Origin of the sequence: Roseimicrobium sp. ORNL1, from assembly GCF_011044495.1 — a bacterium.
In the GTDB taxonomy this organism is placed as follows: Bacteria; Verrucomicrobiota; Verrucomicrobiia; order Verrucomicrobiales; family Verrucomicrobiaceae; genus Roseimicrobium.
Window position 1 is genome coordinate 6,087,718 of sequence record NZ_CP049143.1, and the last position, 24,433, is coordinate 6,112,150.

Below are 24,433 nucleotides of genomic sequence, written 5' to 3' on the forward strand. Positions count from 1 at the left end.
TCACGATTCCGTCAGGAGCAGAATGATACCCCACTGAGTCTCAAGGAACGAGCCAATTCCGACGAGGGTCGGCACGCTGATGTCCGAATACAGGTGCAGCATGAACTGCGCACCGAATCCGCTCCACGCAGAGGTCAGCACTCCATCCAGCCATGCAGACTGACCAAGGATGGCGGAGGGCAGCAGGTAAGCATATACGGGGGTCTCTGCGAATTGCACGACCACCACACTCACCAACACGCTCCTGCCTGCCTCAGCTGACGCAAAACGCTCAGCCGCACCATCCTCCAGCGACAGGCCAAAGAGTGCCAGCAAGTGAATGGGCTGCCCAATAATCAGGCCGGTGGTTTCCGCAGGTCCACCCACGATGATGTCCTCTGGCAGGCCACCTACCCACACATCGAAGAGGTCGACATAGAGCGTGTCGCGGTCGGCACCACCATCCAGGAAGTCCGCGCCGGGGCCGCCGACGAGGATGTCGTTACCCACGTTGCCAAGCAGCCTGTCATTTCCGTAGCCGCCGAAGAGCGTGTCATGGTTTGAGCCGCCTTCGAGGATGTCATCACCCGCCTGGCCAAAGAGCAGGTCCTGGCCACCACCGCCGAGGATGCGGTCGCTGCCACCGAAGGCCGTGCTAGATTCCACCAGCAGGGTCACATGGCCCGGGGTGCTGCTGCCACGATTGTACGCGCCCTGGTCGCCGAGCAGGACATCATCACCGGATTCACCATCGATGAAGTCACCACCCTTGCCGCCGAAGACCACGTCATCTCCCCTGCCCGAGCGGATCGAATCCGTGCCGCCCGCGCCGTAGTCCGAGCTGATGAAGGTGGCAACCACGAGGCTGCGGTTGTTGCCCCTCACGAGGTTGGCCGCGCCGTTGTCACCCATGATGAAGTTGCCACCGCTGCCGCCGCGGATGTTGTCGCCCGCAGCACCGCCGAAGAGCAGGTCACCGCCATTGCCACCAATGATGGTGTCGCTACCGCCGGTGTTCGGGCTCGTGGTGCGCACCGTGTCGAGCCTGCCACTGCCATCGTAATCTGCTTCGCCATTGTCACCGAGGATGACAGAGGAGTGCGGATTGCCAGCCGTGGTGAGGTGGTCAGCGCCTGCGCCACCCATGATCATGTAGGCACCGGAGCCACCGATGATGGTGTCATTACCGCCCACGCCCGGGGCCAGGGTAGTTACGAAGTTGAGGATGGGATATCCGGCCCACGTGTTCCAGGTCACGAGACCGCTGTCACCGAGGATGACACTGTTGCCCACACCGCTGACAATGTAGTCGTTGCCGACACCACCCATCCCCGTGTTATCACCGTGGCCGAGGTTGATGGCATCATTGCCGCCCACGAAGGGGTTCAGGCTTTCTGCCCGGAAGATCTGGCCGTTGTCGAAGAGGGCGTATCCTTCGTCGCCCAGCACCACGTCATTACCGCTGCCGGCGGTGATCTGGTCGTCTCCAGCGCCGCCCATCGCGAAGTTGTTGCCCTCGCCCAGAAGGATGACATCGCCCGTGCCCACACCGCTGAACAACGTGATGACACTGACAGCCACGCCATTGACGAAGACCGCGCGACCCTCGTCACCCAGCACGATGTCCACCCCATTACCCGTGGTGATGTAGTCCGCACCCACACCGCCGATGACCACGTTGCGCCCATTGCCAGCGTCGATGAAGTCGCCCGCTCCCACTCCGCTGAAGAGTGTTTCCGTCATTGTGATCACCCCGCCTGAGAAGAAGGCCTGGCCTTCATCGCCGAGGATGACATCATTGTCTTCACCAGCCAGCACGCGGTCAGAGCCGGTGCCACCGATGACCGTGTTGTTGCCGTTGCCGGTCTTGATGAGGTCATCACCGCCGATGCCGGAGTCCTTCGTGATGACGTGGACCAGGAGACCCGTCACCGGGTCGAAGGTGGATTCACCGTTGTCACCCAGAATCACGTCATTGCCATCGCCACTGGTGATGTCATCAGCTCCAGTTCCAGCGAGCACGGTGTTGTTTCCATCACCCACGTCGATGATGTCATCGCCACCGCAGAAAGCATCGGTGGTGGTGATGTGCACCAGGTCGCCCGCGTCATTGAAGGTCGCATTGCCGTGGTCGCCCACCACCACATCGCGATCGTCACCGCCGGTCACCTGATCCGCACCCGCGCCGCCGAGCACGATGTTGTCTCCGTGTGCCACAAAGATGATGTCATCACCACCGATGCACGGATCCGAGGTGGTGATGTAGATGAGGATGCCTGCCGCATTGAAGGTCGCGTTGCCATTGTCACCCACCACCACGTCGCGGTCGTTGCCGCCGGTGATTTCATCCGCGCCCACGCCACCCATCACGATGTTGTCACCGTTCAGGGACTTGATGATGTCATCGCCGCCAATCGTCGGATCCGAGGTGGTGATGTAGAGCAGAATGCCGGTGTCGCTGAAGGTGGCGTTGCCATTGTCGCCCACCACCACGTCACGGTCGTTGCCACCCGTGATTTCATCACCGGCCGCGCCGCCGAGCACGATGTTGTCGCCATTGGCTGACTTGATGATGTCCACTCCGCCAATCGTAGGCTCGGTGGTGGTGATGTAGGTCAGGATGCCCACGTCGTTGAAGGTGGCGTTGCCATTGTCACCCACCACCACATCACGATCATTGCCGCCGGTGATTTCGTCAGCACCCACACCGCCCAGCACCGTGTTGTCGCCATGGCCGGACTTGATGAGGTCGTCTCCGCCAATGGTCGGCGCTGTGGTGGTGATGTAAACGAGGATGCCCGCAGCATTGAAGAGCGCCCGACCGTTATCACCCACGATCACGTCGCGATCGTTGCCGCCCGTGACATCGTCCTCACCCACTCCGGCGATGACCGTGTTGTCGCCATCACCCACCACGATGACGTCATCACCGCCGATGGCGTGATCGGTGCTTTCGATCTTGCGCAGGATGCTGATGCCTCCGGTGCTGTCGAACTCCGCGAAGCCATTGTCACCCAGCACCACATCCGGCGCGTCGTCACCACCTGCAATGATCTTGTCCTCACCGTTGCCACCCAGCACGGTATCCGGACCCTTGCCCGCCTGGATGTCATCATCGTAGGAGCCCACCACATCCGCATCCGTGGTGCGAATGGTCAGCAACACGCCCGTATTGTCGAAGGTCGCATTGCCATTGTCACCCACGATCACATCGCGATGGTCGCCACCGGTGATGATGTCGCCACCCTGGCCTCCCAGCACGGTATTGCTGCCATTGCCCACCTTGATGGTGTCCACGTCGCCGATTTCAGGGCTGGTGGTGGTGATGCTCACCAGGATACCCGCCGCATTGAACAGGGCCTTGCCATTGTCACCCAGCACTACGTCGCGGTCATTGCCGCCCGTAATGTCATCCTTGCCGTAGCCGCCGAACACGGTGTTGTCACCATCCCCCACGACAATGATGTCATCATCGCCAATGTCGGGGTCCGTGCTCTCGATCTCGCGCAGGATGCTGAGACCACCCGTGCTGTCGAACTTCGCGAATCCATTGTCACCCAGCACCACATCAGAAGCGTCATCACCGCCAGCCTGGATGTTATCCTTACCATTGCCCCCCAGCAATGTGTCAGGTCCATTACCAGCGGTGATGACATCTGCATAGGAGCCGCTCACAGCGGCATCCGAGGTTTGAATCGTGAGGAGTACTCCTGAATCGTCGAAGGTGGCGCTGCCGTTGTCGCCCACCACCACGTCGCGGTGGTCACCGCCGGTGATGCTGTCTCCACCCTGGCCGCCCAGCACGGTGTTGCTGCCATTGCCAACGTCGATGGTGTCCTTGTCGCCAATCTCGGGATTGGTCGTGGTGATGCTCACCAGCACGCCAGCGGCATTGAAGAGCGCCTTGCCATTGTCACCCACCACCACGTCGCTGTCCACGCCACCGGTGATGTCGTCCTTGCCGAAGCCGCCGAAGACCGTGTTGCTGCCGTCACCCACCACGATGATGTCATCACCGCCAATGTCGGGGTCTGTGCTTTCAATCTTACGCAGGATGCTCAGGCCACCCGTGCTGTCGAACTCGGCAAAGCCGTTGTCACCCAGCACCACGTCCGCAGCGTCGTCACCACCTGCAATGATGTTATCCTTACCGTTGCCGCCCAGGACCGTGTCCGGTCCCTTGCCTGCCTGGATGTCATCATTGTAGATGACGGCGAGGTCGTCTGGGTCACCCGTAAGCACCACCGCAGCATCCGTCGTGCGGATGGTGAGCAGCACTCCATCGCCATCGAAGGTGGCGTTTCCGTTGTCGCCAATGACCACGTCACGATCGTCGCCGCCAGTGATGAAGTCGCCACCCAGGCCGCCGATGACGGTGTTGCTGCCATTACCCACCGAGATGGTGTCCACGTCTCCGATGGTCGGGTCGAGCGTCGTGATCTTCTTCAGCGCACCGGAGTCGTAGAACTCAGCGCTGCCGTTGTCGCCCACGACCACATCACGGTCATTGCCACCGGTGATGTTGTCCGCACCAATGCCTCCGAGCACCGTGTTGTCACCATTGCCGGTCTTGATGATGTCATTGCCACCAATCGTGTGATCCGAGGTGATGATCTTCGTCAGGACACCGGCGGAGTTGAAGGTGGCATTGCCATGGTCGCCCACGATGACGTCGCGACCGTCGCCGCCCGTGATTTCATCCGCACCTCCGCCGCCCAGCACCGTATTGCTGCCGTTGCCCACGAAGATGTAGTCAGCGGCACCCTTGGTGGGATCCGTGGTGGTGATGTACAGAAGGATGGCCGTCACCGGATCGAAGGTGGCCTCGCCGTGGTCCCCGAGCACCACATCGTTTCCATCCGCCGTGCCGTTGGGCTGGTGCGTGACTTCATCCACATTGATGATGTCTGAACCAGCACCGCCGAGGACGATGTTGTTGCCACCACCCACGTCGATGACGTCCGCGCCACCGATGTCAGGTGCCACCGTCTTGATGGAGGTGACAATGCCGGCCGCGTTGCGTGCGATGTAGCCGTTGTCACCCAGGATGACGTCGTCACCCGTGCCACCGTTGATCACATCCGCACCGGCACCCCCGATGATGATGTTGCCCATGCCATCCGCGCCACCGGTGATGGTATCCACATCACCCAAGTCGTAGTCGGTGCTGTAGATGTCACCCACGTCTCCGACGAGTCTCGGGTCCGCCGCGAAGTTCGCCACACCGCTGTCGCCAAGGATGACCTTGCCACCCAGCGGAGCATTGATGGTGTCGCTCTTGGCGCCGCCCATGATGATGTCAAATCCGGAGCCGCCTTCGATGATGTCCTCACCACCGATGGTGGGCTCGATGGTGTACACGCGGGTCACCACAGAGATGTTGTTGCGTTCCACCACGCCATTGTCACCCAGGATGATGTCAGCTCCGGTGCCGCCTGAGATTTCGTCATCGCCTGCACCGCCGATGATGATGTTACCCACGCCATCCGCACCGCCGATGATCTTGTCGTCATCGCCCAGACCCGGATCGGTAGAGAAGACATCGTTCGTCGCGCCCGGGGCCGTGCCGCCAAGGTTGGCCTCGCCATGGTCACCGAAGATGATCTTGCCACCTACCTCGGCCGTGATCGTATCCTTCCCTGCGCCGCCGAAGATCACGTCCTTGCCGGCAGCACCATCGATCTTGTCGTCACCACCAAGGGCCGGCAGTCGGGTCGCGAAGCGGCGAGTCTGATTCAATCCGCCGTCCGTCTGGAAGAACGGCACATAGAAGATGCTGAACGGATCCGTGCTGCGCTCCAGCAGTCCGAGACCCAGGCGGCTCACGAGGGCTCCGGTGGCGTTGAAGTATTCAATCACGCCATGGTCACCAAAGATGGCGTCATCGCCGGTGCCGCCCTTGATCTCATCTGTGCCGGCGCCGCCGAAGACCATCAGCGCATGCGTGGAAGTCGAGCCGTAGAACTTGTCGTTTCCATCGCCCAGGTTCACGGCGAGGTCACCGTTGGTCGCATCCGCCAGATTCACTGTCACCGTGTCATCACCGCCACCGGTATTGAGGATGGTGACGTTGCGGAAGCCAGGACGCTGCGCCGTGCCGTCCACGGTGAAGGTGTCGTTCTTGTTACCAAGGTTGATCTCGGTGACCTCCACATTGTGGAAGGTGATGCCACCGTCGAAGGTGCGCGGGTCTGGCTGGCCGGGCTGGCCATAGTCCAGCGTAAGGCCGGAGCCCATGTTCAGGCCGGAGAGATTCTTGAACTCATTGAGGCGGGCAATGATGTCAGCCACCAGCGCGCCGTATTCCCCGGCGATGCCGTTAACATTCACCGGATTGGCGAGCTTGCCGGTATCTGCCGACTGGCTGCCATGGTTGAAGACGTGGATGGTATCCACCACCACGCCGGACTCGGTGATATCGAGCGTGGGCAGAGCCACATCCGCTTCCGTGGGCAGCTTGATGCCAGGAGTGAGTGAACGGTCCTGACCGGGCATCGTGTCACCTTCGATGATCAATGGCCCCTGGATCTTCACCGTGGTGTGCGGCTGCGGCGGGAAGGAGTGGATGGACTGGCTGCCGGTATCCACAGGTGCATTCGGATTCACGCTGAGCTTCACCGTGAAGGCAACATCCCAGTTCGTGGCGTCAAAGGTCACCGTGGAGACGGTCGCATTCTGGTTGAGCTGACCACTGGTGATGGTGCTGCCCACCGCTGCAACTCCAGCCACCTTCAACTTCGTGGCCGCTTCCGAGCCTGCCGCATCCTGAATGCTGAAGATGCCGCCACCGCTCGTGTTATCCAGCACGGACAGCAGATGTGTCTCGGCGTCGAAGAGCATCGTCACCTTGCCTGCATTGCCCGTGGCAGAGTTCACGCGATTCACCACATCCGCCAGCGTCACCGCGCCGTCGAGGTTCACCCCGAAGCTCGCGCCGCTCCTCGTGGAGAAGGTCAGGTCGTTGGCAGCCGTGCCATTGGTGGAGAGCAGGAAGTCATCCGAGCCAAGGCCGAGGCGGGTGCTCAGTGTGATGCCCAGTTCAACATTGGCGGCGAAGCGCGCATCCAGCGGATCGAGGGCGGAGATCAGAGTGTTGCCATCAGAGCGGATGACCACCGTCACGGACGAGGTCGGCGCCTTGGTAAGCTTGATCGTGTAGTAGTCCGGGGTGGTCTCGGTGACATTGGTCACGCCATCCGGATTGCCCGCGCCATCCACCGGCGTCACGATGATGCCACCGGTGTTCTTGTCCGTAATCTCCACTGTGATGCGGGATTCATCCACCGCACCGGCAAACACTCCGGAGGAGGAGATGGTGTGGATGATGCGAGCCACCAGGAAACGAGCATCGCCATCATCCTGCGCAGTCACTCGGACTTCGAACGGCGTATTCCAGTTAAACTCATCGAAGGTAATGCTGTTTCCGGAGATGCGTCCCGCCTGCGCCAGGAGCGCTGCGGCGAAGGTGAGGTAACCATCCGGATTGTTCAGCGTCACCGTCACGGTCTCACCGGCATTCGGCTTGCGAGTCAGGGAGATCTGGTAGGTGACTCCATTGCTGCCTTCGACGATCTCCAGCGTGTCCGAGGTCTTCGTGACGATGAGCCCCGCCTTGTCGTTGTCGATGACGCGTACATCCACCGGCGCGATGTCCTTGCGATCAAAGGCAGCGTTGTTGCTGGTGATGGAGTGCGTGATGGAGATGGTCTGCTCGCCTTCCACCACCGTGTCATCCACCGCCTTGATGTAGATGGTCTGCGTGCGGTTCCACGCGTTCGGGTCGGCACCAGCCTTGGCGGAGTCGAAGACCAGCACGAGCTCGGAGTAGAAGTTCACGCCATCCGTGGAGACCAGGACTGAGCCACCATTCGGAAGGAACTTGGAGCTCGCCAGCGCTGCCGCGACGGTGAGATACACCATGGTGGGAGCTGCGGGAGCATTCGCCGCCATGCGCAGCGTGTAGGAATCTGTCAGGGAGACACCGGAGCCAGGCTCGCCGACCATGGAACCGCTGCCGGACTGCGCCACCACGACCACGCCCGTCTCGCCATTCGCCACACTGGCGGGGATGCCTGAGGCAAACACACCGTCGAAGTCGGGATCATCACTGAAGAGGCTGTGATTGATCACACTGCTGCGGCCTTCCGTGGAAGCAGCCACCACCGGCGTGGTGACATCACCGGCCACATAGAACGTGTCGCTGCCCGCGCCACCCACCAGCGTGGTAACGAGATCCGGATGGGTGCTCAGCACGTAGAAGTGGTCGTCTCCTTCCATGCCGTCCACCTGGACCTTCTGCACCGACTTGAAGCTGACATTCAAGCCCGCGCCCAGCACGCCATCCTTCGTGATGACAAACACATCCGCGGCCTCGGTGCCAATGACCACGAGCGTGTTCGTGCCCGCGCCACCGTCGATGCCCACCGGCGCGTTCATGTTGTACTCCACGAGGTCATCACCGTTGCCGCCATTCACCTCGGTGTCGGCAGAGGCAATGTGGTTCGTGCCCTTCAGCAGGAACCCGCGCACCACGAAGTAGTCATTGCCGTCCTCACCGTAGAGCTTGAGAGTCGCCTTGTTGCTGAAGACATTGAAGATGTCATCACCATCACCGCCGTACACCACGCTGGCGAAGCTGGTGCCGCGGCTGAGGAAGCCCACGGTGGTCTCGATGGTGGCGATCTCATCGCCCGGCGCCACTATGGTCGGCGACACACGAGTCGCGCCAAACACCTGGCCGAACTGGAAGAAGTCACGTCCGCTGCCGCCATCGAGCGTCATCAGCGCGCTGTTGTCATCCACGTAGAAGCGGTCATCACCGTTGGCGCCATTGATGCGCAGCACGTTGATGGAGTCGTCGTAGTTGATGCGCTCGTACTCATCTCCGAAGAGTGTGGTTGCACCCGCTGGAGGTGTGAGGACAAAGAGCGCTCCAGTCGACGCACCCAACTCGGGCAACACTGTACCGGAGGTGAAGGTCTGGCTGATCCAGCTCGTGCCATTCCACTGGTACACACCCGCGAGAACCGTGGCCGATTGATCGACCGTGAGGCGGAAGAGCGCACCCACCGTAGGTCCGGCACCCGGAAGAGCCGTGCCCGAGGGAGCTTCCTGAACAACCCAGCGCGAGCCGTTCCAGCGGTACACATTCTGCCAGGCCTGCATCGCGGCCACGAAGCCAGCGCGCACGAGGAAGATATCCGCCGCGCTCGTGCCATTGATGGTAAGCACATCCGCGCCGTCATTCGCCGCACCGCTGTCATGGATGCTGATGAGAATGTCCTCAGCGGCAGAGGTGTTGACCACATAGTGGTCCGTGCCCGCCTGGCCATCCACATCCACACGATTGCGGTACTGCGGATTCTCATGACCATTCGCGAGTGAGGCAGGACCGGTCGGCACGGGCAGGAACTTGTGCGCCACGTCGAGCGAAGGCAGGCGGTCCAGCGTGATGAGGTCATTGCCAGCTCCACCCCAGATGCGGAAGTGGCCCACGAGCGCCTCAGGGCGCAGCGTGATGGTATCCGAGGCTGCTCCACCGTAGATGTCCGTGGTCACAGCAGACATGGAGCCTTCGATGAGAATGGTCACCGACGTTCCAGGACCAGCCCCGTTGTAATTGCCGCGGATCACCATCGTAGTGCCAGCGATGAGCTTGCTGCCCGCCGTGAGGAAGACATCACGTCCCGCGGACAGCGTCAGGGTGGTGCCCGCAGTCAACGTGGCGCCGTTCACGATGTTGATGCTGCCGCTGGCGCGCGCCGTGAGCGTGGTGCCCGCAGTGATCTTCGCCTTGTCCACCGTGATGCCCGCGGTGCCGGTGCCTTCAGCCTTGTTGAAGTCGGCTTCGAGATGGACGGCCGAGGTCGCGGTGATGATCGCGTTCTCCTGAATCTCCAGTGCGTCACCCGCCAGCAGGGTGATGGAGCCCTCAATGGTGTACACCACCACATCATCATCCAGCAGCCCACTGTTCAGGCCGATGTCGATGGTGTTGTTCGCGGCATTGATCTTTGTGCCGTCAAAGGTCACACGCTTCGGATTTTCACCATGCTCGGTGGAGAGCGTGAGGAAGTGCAGTAGCGCCGTGTTCGCAGGCGTGCTCAGGTCGATGACATTGCCACCCGCATCCAGGAGCTGGATGATGCCAGCGCTCACCACGTTGATGGTGTAGGTGTTGCCGGAAGCGAGGTTTACCAGAGGTGCACCCACGTTGCCGGTGGTGATGAGCTTGATGCCGGTGAGCACGCGCAGGAAGTCCGCCGTGGCATCAGCACCATCCTTGGAGATGATGAGAATCTGATCCTTCGCCAGGATGTCCTGGCTGACGGTGATCGGGCTTTGCGCGGTGAAGACCACGGAACCGCCCGCCTCAAGGCCCGCAGGAGCGGCACCGGCAGCACCACCGTTCACGCCGCCCACGATGACCGCGCCGGTATTCTGGATGAAGATGCTGCCGTTGATGGCCTTGCCCTTGATATTACCCGTGCGCGTGCTGATGGGGTTTAGCTGGCTGCCGATGTGGTCGCGAGCCAGGAGCCACAGGCTGCCGGACACGGCATTATCGCCGCCCGGGTTTCCATTGAAGATGCTGCCCACCGCATTCGTGACAAAGGCGGTCCAGCCCGCACCCGCGGTGACCACATTCAGCAGGAGGTCACCCGACGTCTCCATGATGAAAGTATTGTCGGAGCTCGTGGAGGTCAGCAGCCCAGCGACTAAGACATTGCCATAGTCACTGTCGATATCGAGGTCGTTGGCGATTTCACCAATCGAGCCAATCGTGGCCGTCAGCGTGATGTGATTGCCCACCACATTGGCCTTCGGACGCGGGCCGGTCGCCACATCACCAGCACCGGTCGGATTGGCGGGATTGAAGAAGATCGGCGCATAGGGATTCACCACATCCACCGCATCCAGGATGGAAAGCTGGGCCTTCAGATCCACATCACCCGTCTTGGAGAGCACCACGCGCAGGTTCATGTTGCCGGCGGTCTCCGCGATCCAGATGCTGTTCTCAGCCACGGCGGTCAGCGTGCCGGAGTCATCCACGTCCACTTCCACGTAGTTTGGCTGGCCACCCGCAGTGCTGCTCGCTTCACCGATGGCGCCACCCGCCTTCAGCTCAACCAGCGCACCCTTCACCTTGGTGAAGTTGTTGTTCAGTCCGTCGAGGATGGAGCCATCCGCTTCCAGGTGCACAGTGCCGGTCTGCGAGTACACACTTTCTAGCTCCATGTTTCCGGCGGCGTTTCCGGTCACGTGTTCGGAGATGTACACGTCGTCGAGGGCACGTGCCGTGAGCGTGCCACCAGCGAAGAGGTCCGTGAGGAAGGGCGTGCTGTATGAGCCAATCGAGCCGAGAGCCGACTCCAGAATGGTATTGCCACCAATGACATTGGCCACGCCCGCTGCACCCACGTTCACAATTTCGAGCGCGCTCTTGATGCGGACACTGCCGGGAGCTGTCGACGTACCTGCGGTGATCTGGCCGATGCGCATCGGCTTTTCCAGTTCGTTGTACTTCGCCGAGCCAAGGAAGACATTGCCGCTCGCCGTCGCCGTGATGGTGCCGGTGGCGTTGATGTTCACGTCGTCATTCTGCTCGATGACAATCGCGGTCACCGTGGGCACCGTGCCGCGGGTGAAGGCCAGTTCCGTCGCGGTGCTTTCGGTCACCACCTTGTCATAGGCGGAGAGCGTCAGTGTGAGCGCGGTGACAGAAGCGACCTTGAAGTATTCATCCCCGGTCGCATTCGCGGAAGAGCCCGCGATACGCACCAGGGAACCGGCCACATAGCCATCGGCAATCCAGCTTCCCGAAGTGCGAGTGATGGTGTCCGCTTTGCGGGTGCCATCCTGATTGTACCCACTGTACTTGAAGGTGACGCTGATTTGCTGCGACGTACCCTGTGCTGCGAAGCGCGGGTCGAGCACGATGGGCAGGATGGTCACCGCACGGCCGGTTTCGGCAATGACTGTATCCGTCGAGACCAGCGTGATGGTGTCTCCACTGACGGAGAAGATGGTGTAGTACGACAGGCCCTGCGACACATTCCCCGTAGAGCCAGTGACCTTGATGGCCATGCCCGCGGTGAGGCCGGTCCAGGCACTGCCATTGGCAGTGCGGATGGTGGCCTTGTTGCCGCCGCTCGCTGGCGTGAAGTTCACCGTGGCATTGATCTTCGCACCGCCAAGGAAGGAGACATCCGCGCGCTCCGCAGCAGCCATGGCAAGCACCTCGGCAGCGGAGAACACGTGGCCATCCAGCAGAATGGTGACCGGCGCGGTGGTGTTGCCGGCCTGGCCGTTGTTGATGACGAGGGTGACATCCGTACCCACGATGTTCGCGGACTCGGCATCCACGCGCGTGCTGGTCACCGGCTTGAGGAGACCCGCACCCACGAGGCGGGTCAGTTCATCCTCCGTCCATACCTTGATGCTCGCACGGATTTCCTGCTTCTTCGTGGTGGACGCCACGTATACGAAGCTGGGGTTGTAGCTGGGGGGCAGCGTACCGCCGAAGTAGGCGGTGAATTGATCTTTCAGCACCTTGTACTGCACGGTGCGGGCGCTCTCGATGGTGGCGATGGCATCAGCCACCTCCGTGGCGTTCAGGCCCTCACCGGCGTAGAATGCCTCATAATAAGCACGCTCGGTCGCGGTCAGGAGCACCTTGTCCAGCGAGGCATTGTATTGGGAGTGGAACTGCCAGAAGATGCGGTACTCCTGGGTCTTGCCGTTTTCGTACGCGCTGATGATGGAGAGAATCTTGTTCTCAGCAGCGCCGGTGTAGACCAGGTTTCCATTGGTATCCCTGGTGTAGTTCGTCAATCCAAGGGAACCCCACACGCCCGCTCTCAGTTCGGCGGCGGCGCGCTCATCACGCACACGGGTGCTGTTGGCATCGATCAAGGAACCGTTGACCACCCGGATCCACACCGTGCCGGTGGTGATGATCTGATTCACGTACATGTTGCCCGTGCTCTCCGTCAGGAAGACGTTGCCCTTGGCACTCACGGTCACGTCAAGCACGTCCGTGGTGACCGCTCCCGGAGCGAGCACTGCGGAGTTCAGTACCAGCGGGCGGGTGGTGTCATTGCCCACGCCACCGGCGAGTGCGGTGATGTTGATCTTGCCGCCGGTCACCTTACCTTCGTACCAGGTCGAGCTGTTCTGCTGGGCGACCTTCACAGCGCCTTCCGCCTTGATGACCACGGTTCCGCCGTTCGTGGATTCAATCTGGTCCACATGGAGGTCACCAGCGGTCTCATTCAGATAGATACCGCCATTCGTGGTCACGGCCTTCAGGCTCGGACGCGCGGTGACTTCCGACCACTTGCTGGTGTCCCCATAGTTGGTGGTGCCGAGATTCACTTCAGCCGAACCGCCGAGGTAGCGGTAGTAGCGGTCCCCGTTCTTCACCACATCCTGCGTGGTGGGCAACAACTCAGACCACAGAGCCTTGTTGAAGTAGTTGGTGTTGGCGAGATTGATCGTCGCCGTGTTGCCCAGGTACTGGTACACACTGCCGGCCTTGCCCAGAGTGCCGGAATAGTTGGTCGCGAGGCGAACGGTGCTGTACTTGATCACCGCCTGGCTGCCGGCCGAGGACTGGAAGTTGAACTCAGGAGTATTGAGATACTGGCTGCCCTGCGTGCTCACATACAGGAACGCGATATCCGTGATGTTGGTCTTGATCGGAGCTGTCGGCGTGCCGATGCCCGTGCCTGCCTTGAGATCAATGCGACGACCGCTCACCGAGGCATCACCACCCACGGCGGTGATGGATCCATTGGTGTAGATGGTGGTGACACCCGTGGGGTTGGACACTGCGCCGTTGATCTCGACGCTACCGCCGTTCTCCGACTTGATGGTGATGGTGCCTTCCTGGCCACCGATGAAGTTGATGTTGATGCTCTTCGCAGCAGCCACCGAGTGGGTGTGCATGATGGACTGCCCCACGATCTGCTGGTAGTCGCTGATGTAGATGTGGCTGCCGTACCAGGTCCAGTAGTCGTCATGGTACACTTCCTGTACGCCCGTATCGCTCGTGGTGATCGTGGTCTGCTTGTAGTTGTACGGGTCCGTTGCACTGGTCGCCCCGCTCAGGTCGGCGGCTTCGGAGACGTACTTGTAGTAGTAGGGACCACTGCCGGCGTAGTGAGGTGTGCCCTGCACCTGGATGGAATCCCACTGGATGTTTTCATCCGCGAAGACGTCAGGAATGAATCCGCCCCAGGAACCCGACTCCACGTGCTTCCTCTTGATCAGGTTCTGGTCCACCTCGGTGGTCCATCCGTAGCGCCAGCCTGCCGCAGGATTGTACACGTGGCTGTAGCCACCCAGCAGGGTGGTGATGCCGGGATGCGCCGGATTGCTGGAGCCGTTGGTGGAGAGGCTCACGCCCGTAGGTGTCCACTGGTAGATGGAGGTGTAAGGCGTGTTGGTCGTGACGGGATCCTTGGTCACACCCGCCGTGCCCCCTGAAGGATTGCCGCCTGCCTTGTCATAGATCACCAAGGTTCCCGCGCCGCGCTGGGAAACATCCAGCCGGTTTACCAGGAGATCCTTGGACGTATTGTTGGTGATGGTGATGGCGGCGTATCCACCCAGGATGCGAATTTCACCGGTGCCCGTGTTTAGCACATTGCCGAAGAGTTCCACATGGCCACCGCTGGAGCGGAGTTCATCGATTTCAAAGCGATCCTCGATGGTATTGAAGTACACCGAGAAGCCAGGATAGGCGGAGGACGTGCGGTTGAGATAGAGGCGGCCCGCCTGACCCGCATTCACGAGCGCCTGTGCTTCGGCGAGAGCCAGGCTGTTGTCGAGCGTGAGGTTGTAGGCGTCGCGACCGCTCTGGATGATACCGTTGACGTTGATGTACTCCGCCTCGATGTGGATGCGATCACCGTACAGGTTGTAGTTCGCCAGATCCCTGAAGCCCGGGGCAAACGACTCACGGATGAGCAGGTGGTTTGCCTTGATGAGGTTGACGCCCGAGGTATTGGCGAGGGCATAGTTGACGGTGCTCGCGGAGAGAGTCTGACCGGTGAACCAGAAACCAGCGGGCATCGGGAAGCCGAAGAATCCTGCATTGTACAGGCCCGACCCAAGCACGATGTCATTGAGCGCATCCACCAGAGCCGACTGGCGCTGGAAGTCACTGGCGGAGGTATTCTGAAGCAGTTGCTTGGTCGTCGCATCGATCTTGCTCCACAGGAGGTAAGAGGGCAGATCCGCACCCGCGACAAGGCGATTGAGGATATAGTCGAAATTCTTGATGTCCGTGATGTTGAACAGGAGGCCAATCGTGGAAGCGAAGGCGAGGTTCCACTGCGTGGATCCTTCTGTGGCGGGCACCACACCAGGCGCAGTGGCAGCGCCTGCATTGTACGTGCCGGAGGTGGCCGGCCCCAGCAGGCTGGCAGGTTCACCGCCGATGGCGTAAGTGGTGAGACCGCTCACATAGACATCGCCACCGGCAATGACGGTGAGATTCTTCGCACGCACCGCGCCAAAGATATTGATGCTGGCGTTGCCGCTGGTGTGGGTCTCCAGCAGGACATTGCCCAAATCATTGTACAAGCCCGTGCCGCCTGCGTCAGGGCCCAGCACCGTGATGCCCGGCCAGGGATAGGTGCCCCCGCCCGGAGGTGGTGCGACGCTGTTTACATTCAGCGTGTTCCTGACAACGATCTGCGGGGTATTGCTGCCCGTGGGAGGAGGAGGCACCACGAAGCTCGCGGTCCGGGCCACTTCATCCAGATCCACACCGCCGTAGTTCATGCTGTTGTCGATGCCGGCCTGGATGACATTGACCGCATTGACATCCGCCTGGCTGGTCATCAGCTTGCCATTGAAGAAGAGACCCACCACCACCGAAGGAATGGTGATGCCCTTCAGCTCGATGAAGAACGGCGTGTTGTTGATGATTTCGACGGTGACGTCGCTGGGCGCGATGAACGTACCGGTGCCGTAGAGCTGGTCTGCATCCACCTCGATGCGGCCACCCTGTGCCCAGATGGGATCCACCACCACCACCATGACCTCGCGCGTGGCGAAGAACTCCACCATCTGACCGGTGACAGGATCCTGCACCAGGGTCCTCTGGCCATTGGCCGTAAGTTCATTCTGGAGGCGGTTAATCTCCCCTTCGTAGAAGGCTCTCAGCGTGGCGTTCTTCGATCCGAACTGCGCCAGAATGATGCGTGCCTCGCGAAGCTGCTGCACCAGGTTGCTCTCAAGCTGCCTGACACCTGGAGTGAAGGTGATGCCGGCGCTGGCGGTGTAACCGGTAATCGAAGGTGACCCAGCATTGGTGCTCCAGGAGTTGAGCACCAGCGACTGGTCACGGGTGATGCCGGTCTCCACGGTACCGTTCATCTCCACAAAGCCCTGGGCCTCCGCGAGGATGTGCCCCGCATATTGTTCAGCACTGCTGCCACCCAGGGCATCCGCGATGTCGCTCACCCAGCTCACCGTCTTCGCCTTGCCAACCATCGTGGCGATGGCATCCTTGCCCGCGAAGAGACCGGCCTGACGCGCCGTCTGCAGGAGGGAGTTCGCGTTAATTGTGATCTTGTTCTGCGCGAAGAGGAACGCGCTCGCATCAATGTCCGAAATCGGAATGGCGGAACCGGCAAAGCCATCCCAGCGAGCTTCAATCTTGTAGACGTCCGCCGCATTCACGATGTCCAGTTCCGAACCGCGTCCTGCGCTCAGGTTGAGATTGCCATAAGCACGCAGGTGCGTGGGCAGGGCCACCGTGCCGGATTCGATGATGATCGAGTTCTGCGGAGTGATGCGCACCAGGGTTTCACCAAGAGCAACCGTCGCTGCGCCGAAGGTATCCGCGGACACCGTCACCTTCACATCTGCCTGACCACGGGCGGAGAGGTCAAGCGCACCAGGGCTGAGAAGCACCGCACCGGGGCCGATGCGAACGATGGCTTCCATCAGGTCCGTCACGAAGGTGGCGTCCGCTCCCGCACCGGACAGGGCGCCCGCGGTGAGGAAAGCAACGGTATCCACCGCATTGATGATGTTCAGCGCGCGGAGCTTGAAGATGCGTTCGTTCGAAATGACACCCACCACTTCAAGTCTGGCGCTCGCAGCGACGGCAACCTCGGTGGAAAGGCTGACATTAATATCGCTGGTGGCTCCCGCAGCGCTCGCGAGGCCACCGGTGGTGCCATAGATGTTGTCACCGCCGAAGTCAGGCCTGTCGATGCGATTGGTGGCGCCGACGTCAATGCTGCGCGCCTTGATGTTCGCGCCGGTCTTCACATAGGCATCCACCGAGGAAGTCACGTCGCTGTCCGCATCCGCACCGGAACCGGAAAGGAAGCCATAGGCGTCCGTTTTAACCCGAGTGTTGAAGGTGGCCTGATGTGTGGCGACCAGCGTGAACAGGCCCGTGCCCCGCGTAGTCAGGTCGATGTTCCGCGTGGCGGAACCTTCACCAATCCCGGCCGCAGTCGTGCTGGTGTTGTGCGTTGTCGGTTCGGCGGCCGCCGCTCCCACCACGCCACCGGCGCCGGCGGTGGTCTCGGCATAGTTGTCGTCGTTTCCAGAGGCACTGATGGAAAGCGTGGAGCCGGTGAGCTTCACGCGATCTCCAAAGTAGCTGTTCGTCGTGCTCGTGGAGGATGCCGTGGATTTCGTGATCCCCACAGCCACCAAACCACCAACCGCGATGCTGCTGGAAAGCGCACGCTGCTTCGTATAGGAAGCAGCGGAAATAAGCGTGCCGTCACGGATGGTCAGTGTGCTGTCATCCATGACATAACTGCGGACCACGCTGGTGCTCGTGGAGGAAGTCACCGTCGCATCCACCCCGATGAGCAGACCACCGGTCGAACCCGTGGCGCTCGTATAGGCGGAATCACCGGATGCTGGCAGAGGCTGCCGTGCGATTACCGTGAGGCTGTTCGCGTTGATGGTGCCGCCAACATAAGCAGCCACGGTCGGAATGTTCGTCCCCGTCTGGGGAGCCACGGTCGCAATCGCCTTGGAAACACCCACGGCAGCGCCCGTGCTCACCGTGAGGCTGGCCGCAATGGCTTCCGCCTTCGGCGTGGCCTGGGCCGTGATGATAATCGCCTTCGCATTGATGCCGGTGACCGAAGAAGTGGTGGCATAGGCCTCGACGCGAGGATTCACAGTGGCGGTCGCCACCGAGCCCGAGGCCGCAATCGCAATACCACCCACGGCAACCGACGTCGCCTGCACTTCCGATTTCGCAGTGGAGGTGTTCGTGGCGGAAATGTTCAGGTCACCGTCAATGCTCAGCGTGCTGTTGTCGACATACGCCCGAGTCGTTGTTGTGATGTAGGAGTTCGCTTCCGCGCCACCGCCCGCCATGCTGAGTCCGGCGGTGCTGTAGGTGGCAGCCACTGCTGCCGCTTGCGAAGTGGTCGTGACCGTGGCGGTTTCCGTGGCGGTGATGGTCAATCCACCCGTGGTCGTGGTGATCGTGGAGTTGAGCACATAAGCTTCCACCACATTCTTGATGGTGCTCGTGCTGATGGCCACACCGATGGAAACCGCATTCCCATTGGCGCCCACGGCCGCAGAGACTGCAGCAGCTCCACCCTTGGCGGTGATGGTTGAAGTGTCCGTGGCGGTGAGCGTCACACCCCCTGCATTGGTGATGATACCCGTGCCGCGGCTCTGCTGGATGAAGGCTTTCGCCGTCACAGCAATCTTGTTGTATACACCCACGCCAGCTCCCGAGAGGGCAGTGGCACTGCCACCACCGGCGAGGGCCACCGAGGTGCTTTCCACTTCCGCAGTGATCGTCGCGTTCTCCGTCGCGTTCAGACTCATGCTGCCACGAGCAGTGGCCTGAGAACCAATGATGCTGGCCGTCACGGTGGCAGGCTGCTCAGTGCCATCCGCAAGGTGTCCGATGTGGTTCGTGGCCGTCGAAGAACCAACCGCCACACCCACTCCCGCGATGCCCGCGCCCAGCGCCGCAGCAATCGACTGGATCTTGGCAGTGATGGTGGTGGTGTCTCCTGCCGTGAGAGTGAGATTCGCGGCGCTCAGTACCGTGCTGTCATCAATATGCGCACTGGTTTTGGTGAGGATGATGTTCTTCGCATCCGCACCCGCGCCACTGATGGCCACACCAGCGAGAGCACCGGCGGCCAGGCCGAAGCTCGCCGCGACGGACTTGGCATCAATGGTCGCGTTCTGTGTCGAGGAGAGACTAATGCCGCCCGCCTGCACCAGCGTCCAGAGGGTGGTATCCGCGTAGTTCTCACGACGAAGGTCGCGGGAACCCGCAGCGCCAATGTACTGGTAGATAGAGCCGGCAGTGCCGCCAATCTTCTTCCACTTCGTCGCGTCGTTGTAATCGACTCTGGAGAGATCGTAATTCGTCAGCGTCGCGGTGCCGATATAGACATAGGTGGAGCCAGCCGTGCCGCCCACCTTCGCCCAGCGCGTCGTGGCGCTGTAGTTTTCGGCATTGATGTTGAAGGTCTGCGAGACCGCACCCGAGGCAATGAAGCGGTACACATCCGTGCCGTTCACCAGGACGAAGTTGCCGTAGGCGACCGTGCGGTTGTTGACCGGTGGGGTTCCCGTGGTGGTCGCCGTGAAGTTGGCAACGGCGTAGCTGTCATCCAGCTTTACGGTCTGGCCTTCCGCAAGGGTGACCTTCTTGGTGCCGAATCCATCCACAGCGGAGGTGTAGGTGCCAGCGGCGTAGTTCGGGTCCAGCTTCACCCGATCACCCACGCGCAGGGCGGTCGAGGCATTCAGTGAAGACTTGCCGGGCTCCGTGCTCACCCCCAGCAGCGTTCCGCTGGCGGGAGCGTTCTTGATGTACGTCTCGACTTCGTTGCTGATCGTATTCTCCGCGAGGCCGACGCCAATCGCGATGGCCACACCCACCTTGCCCACGCCACCTGCAATGGCCACGGCGCCCACCTTGGCGGTGATGCTGGAGGTATCCGTAGCCGTCAGCGTCACTGCCGTGGCGCGGATGCCCGTGGTGCCCACGCCGTCGATGTACGCCTTGACCAGTGCCGCGCTCTTGTTCGCCGCAGAGGCGCCCGCACCGCCCAGACCCACGCCTACGGTACCGCCGCCCGCCACTGCCGCAGAACCGGAACCCACCATCGCATCAATCGTAAGGGTGGAGGTCGCCGTCTGTGTCAGGGCGCCGCGCGCATCGATGCTGGAATTCAGCACATACGCCTGCACTTCGACCGGGCTGCGCGTGCCATTCAGTTCATATCCCAGGTGATTCCGCGCGAGTGCGGCGCCGATGGAAGCGCCAATGCCACCCGTGCCACCGATCGCGATGGCCACAGAGGCGGCAATGATCTCGGCATCAATGTCCGAATCATTCCTGGCCTCGATGGTCACATTCCGTGCCGCAACAATGACGCTGTCCTGAATGTACGCGTTGGTCTTGGTGAGGATGACGTTCGTGGACTCCGCACCGGCACCGGAGAGACCACCCGAGTTCGTGCCGAACGAAGCGGCCAGGGAGGCTGCGAACGCCAGGGTGTCGATGGTGTTGTCGCTCTTTGCGTGGATCCAGATGTCACCGTTGGTGGTGTTCGTGGTGACCACTCCATTGCTGCCAGCGTTCTTGATATACGCCAGCGCTTCGCTGCTGATGGTGTTGCGGGCCAGCGCCACACCGATGGCAATCGAGACGTCCGCACCCTTGTTGGCAACGGCGGCGGCAATCGAGACAGCGCCCGCCTCGGCGAACATCTTGGAGTTGTCTTCCGCCTTGTACTCGATGCCAGAAGCACTGATGCCATTCACCAGCGAGGCCGCAGTCTGTGCCACACCATCGGCAAAGGCGTGTGCGAGCAGCGCCACCTTGTTTTCCGTGTGCACGCCAGAGCCGCTCAAAGCCGCCGCACCACCAGGTCCCGCAGAGATGCCAATCGCTCCTGCTCCCACCCGTGCTTCGATTTCCGCATCGGCGACGGCGGTCACGGTCAGGCTGCCGGTGGTGATGATCGAGGAGTTCAGGCTGTAGGCGCGCACCTGGTTGCCCACGCGGTCGCCATCCGAATTATAACCGATGAAGTTTTTCGACACCGAAGCTCCAATGGACATCGCCCCACCCGCTACCGCAATCACCAGCGCCTCGATGTCGGAGTCATCCGTGGCCGAAAGCACCACATTGCCACCGGCATTGAGGGTGCTGTTGTCGAGGTAGGCGTTGGCATTGCCCAGCAGCACGTTGATGGACTCCGCGCCCGCTCCGCTGAGCGCCACTGCCGTGCTGGAGCCCGCCGCAATCGAAACCGAGGCCGCTATGGACAGCGCCGTGACCGAGCGATCCACGGTGGCGGTCACGGAAGTGCCTCCAGAGGAACTCACATCCGCATTGAAGATATTCGCGGTGACATTGCTGGTGATGTTGTTGCGCGCCATCGAGACGCCGATGGCCACACTTCCGGACAGGCTGCCACCCGTGGCTACTGCGACGGAGGCTCCCACGGCCCGCGCGATGATTTCGGAAGTATCACTACCGCTGACGAGGATGGAGCCGCCAGTGCTTCTGATGGGAGCCGACTCACCTACCAGAGTACGACGGCGATTCTTGATGGAAGCGGTGACATTGCCATTGATGGTGTTCAACGTGATGGCCCCTGTCGCCGCCACGCTGATCGACGTCCCGCCCGATGGGCTCGACACGGCAACTGAAGCTCCCAACGCGAGCGCCCAGATGCTGTTGCCGGTATTGGTGGCCGTCACCTCAATGCCGCCATTCGCCACCACGCTCACGCTATCAATGTAGGCGGAGGTAGTGGAGTTGATGCCGTTGTCTGAAACCGAAACGCCGAAGGCGGCGCCAGCTGGCTTCTTCAAGTTGATGGCCAGGCCGAATCCACCGGAGAAGGCCCTGATGGAGGAGCCGTTCGTGGCGGAAACCTTCACCGCAGGGCTCGTGGCGCTGGTGGCATTGAGCGTGGCGGAGCCGGAGCCGCTGATATAGGCCTCCGTGGTGACGCGGATGCGATTGATGGCCACCGATGCGCCAAGCGCAAAGTTCCCTGCAGCGGCACCACCCACACTGACATTCAGAACGCTGGCACTGCTGGTGGCGGTGACTTCCGTCTGGCCGGTGGTGATGACGCCAGTGATGTTTTCAATGGCGGCGCGCACCACGTTGCCAAGGGTCGATGTGTCATTGTACGGGTCGTTCCCGATGTACGTGTAGGACACCGAGGCTCCAATCGCACCCGAGACCGCAGTGGCTCCGAGGCCGGAAATGGCGATGGAACCCGTGATGGTATTGATGGTGGAGGAGTCGCTCGCCAGCACGCTGAGCTTGCCACCCGCGAAGATCTCAACGCCGTTGTAACGTGCGGCAACGAGGTTCAGGTTGCCGATATTGGCGATGCGGGCCTCGACGATGTTGTGGATCCAGTTCAGCGAAACGGAGCCAGCGCCCGCGATGTCCGAAGCACCGCCACCGCTCACGGCCATGGCAGAAATCTGGGCATCCAGACCAGGCGGGAGCGTGGTCGGCTTGGCGAACTTCGCCTCCACAGTCAGGTTCGTTCCGGCAAACACCATCGATCCGTCGATGTATGCTTTGATGCTGGTGCCAATGTCATTCACCGCAAAGGACAGACCCACGCCTCCCTTCCCCCCAATGCTGAGCGAAACAAAACCAGCAAGGGTGGCAACCGAGCTCATATCAAAGGCCGACACCGTGACACTGGTGTCAGCTTCCACATCCGAGGCGGACTTGATGTAAGCCTCGATGACATTCTTGATGATGTTCACCGCAATCGAGCCGCCCCCCGCAATACCGCTGGCTCCGCTCGCACCCGCGCCGCCTGCCACCACATTGATGATGCGGGCCTTCTCAGTCGCGCTCACCGTCACGGCTCCCGTGAGGGATTGCACCTTGGCATTCTCGATGCCCGCCTTGATGACGTTGCGAATGTCCGCCACACCGACAGAAGCGCCAATGGCCGTGCCGCCGGTCCCGCTGAGCGAGAGAGCGCCGGTTCCCATGTCGATATGGGAGGTGTCTTCCGCAAGGACACTGATGCCGCCGCCCGCGACGATCGACTTTGTACCGGTGATGTCCTTGATGTGAGCATCCACGCTCATGCGGATGAAGCTCAGCGCGACAGAGCCCGATCCACCCACCTTGGTGCCTCCTGCGCCCGCGACGGTGACAGCCACAATTTGGGCTCCTACCGGCACTGGCAGCGGAAGCAACTGACCACCGGCAGCCACCTCTCTCGGTTTCACGATGAAACGGTGCGTCGAGCCCGTGCCTGCGTTGAGCAGCTCGACATACTTCGGAGTCGTCAGCAGGGCATCCGCGTGAGTCGCAGCGAGGCGGATGCGATCGGCGCTGATCTTGATCACATAGTAGGTCTGACCATCCACAAGACCGCCCATGCTCGTGCCGCCGCCATTCTTGTAGATGACTGCATCACCGGTTTCGAGCCCATGGGCCGTGAGGTTGATGGTGCTGGCATTGTTGTTATGGACCGTGATCGCAGTGCCTGCTGAGTCGACCGCGAGGGAAGTCGTCAGCAACCTCGTCAGGCTGTGTCCCGTGCCCGCGCCGCCTGACACCACGATGAAGGTGGCCGGATTGGCGATGGTGGCGAGCCTGAGGACGTTGTCATCGATCCTGGTGACATAGTAGACCCTGCCATCCACGAGGCCCGTCAGGTTATCCGCCGCATTCTCCCCACTGTGATACACCACATAGTCACCAGTGACGAAGCCGTGCGCTTTGCCCAGGTTGGTCTTGTTGGTCTCCGTGACCGTCACGTCCCCGGGGTTGAATTGAACCCGGGTGCTGGCATCCACCGCGAAGAACCGGTGGTTCGTTCCCGTGCCCTTGTTCGCCAACTGGATGGCGATACCAGCCTGTGCATTGGCCAGGGAGGTGGCCAGCATGATGGTATTGGCATCAAGGACGATGACAAAGTAGGTCGTGTACGTCGTGAGGCCGCTGATGGGAGTGGCACTCTGCTGGTAGGCGACTTCCTGGCCGGTGGTGAAGCCATGCGGCGTGCTGAACCGGATGCTGTCCGAGAAGAAGCTGGCCTGCGTGCCGGGTGCGAAGACAATGTTCTCCACTTCCAGCGGTCCGAGATCATCCAGCGTGGCCGGATCCTGATAGCCCGCAAGCACCTGCACACGGCCGCCCGCAGTCACGGTGGAAGAGTCGATGTAAGCGGTGACCGCACTCTTGAGCGTGGTATCCGCATTCCCGACTGAGGGCGTGTCCAACCCTGCTGGACCGCTGAGGTAGGAAAGGACATTCGGATCCGGAGAGACGCCTCCGGTCATCTGATCCTGAATCGTGCCACCTACATAGTTGTAGGCAATGGTGGCGCCGATGGACGAACCCGTGCCGCCCGCGATGGCCCCGGTCAACGCCACGACATACATCGTGGCAGCCTCCGAGGCACTGACCAGCACGTCACCG

The 24,433-nt window shown here is 61.3% G+C and carries 1 protein-coding gene (cut by a window edge); it reads right to left on the reverse strand.

Annotated features, from left to right (window positions below; all coding sequences use genetic code 11):
• On the reverse strand, positions 1-24,433 hold the 3' portion of the coding sequence (locus G5S37_RS24455) for a calcium-binding protein (protein ID WP_165207483.1). Its footprint extends 8,252 nt past the window's final position; 24,433 of the gene's 32,685 nt are visible here — the last part of the coding sequence; its start codon lies beyond the right edge, outside the window; it ends in the stop codon at positions 1-3.